The organism is Commensalibacter communis (assembly GCF_947179105.1).
In the GTDB taxonomy this organism is placed as follows: domain Bacteria; phylum Pseudomonadota; class Alphaproteobacteria; order Acetobacterales; family Acetobacteraceae; genus Commensalibacter; species Commensalibacter communis.
Map to the genome: position 1 here is coordinate 1 of NZ_CAMXCK010000024.1, position 715 is coordinate 715.

Sequence of the window (715 nt, forward strand, 5' to 3'; positions counted from 1 at the left end):
TCTCCTTTATCACCTTTTGGGATGGTGAAGTTTAAGATGACATCGCTTGATGTTCCGACATTTTCGACGATGACTTTTGTGCCTGGTTCGCCTGTTGTGATTGTGCCAATGGTGATGGATGCGGGTTTACCCTCTGGTCCTGCGACAGTTCCAAGGGGTTCTGACCATTCACCATTATTCAACTTGATATAGGTTTTGGCTTCATGTTCTTGGGTGGCCAGTTGCAAATACATATCCCCAAAACGAGGTGCGCCACGCTCATCTTTGATCCCTGTTGATGCATTTGGTTCTTGTGTGCCAGAATACCAACGAGATCCTGCATCCCCTTTATCGCCTTTGGGTAATACAAAATCTAGCAGCGCAGCATTTTCGTTACCACGATTAGTAATACTGGCATTATCCCCTTTGGAAACATTACCGATTTGAATCGTACCAGCTTTGCCATCTGTGCCAGCCTCACCTTGATTACCTTGTTCACCTTGAAGACCTTTAATATTACCAGTTAATTGCCACTCTGAACCGTTATTGACATAGATATCATCGTTCAGTTCATTGCGGTAGCAATCAAACTCTTTGTAATTTTTAGAAGAAGCAGGAGCACCTTTCCCGCTGAACCACAAAGAGCCACGCTCGCCATCAACACCATCTTTGCCAGCAACACCCGTTAAGCCTTGATCGCCTTGGAGACCTTGGATACCAACATCACCTTTTTCAC

At 45.2% G+C, this 715-nt stretch carries 1 pseudogene; it reads right to left on the reverse strand.

From position 1 onward, the window contains the following. A pseudogene (locus PQG52_RS11410) lies at positions 1-715 on the reverse strand (hypothetical protein); the annotation flags it as partial.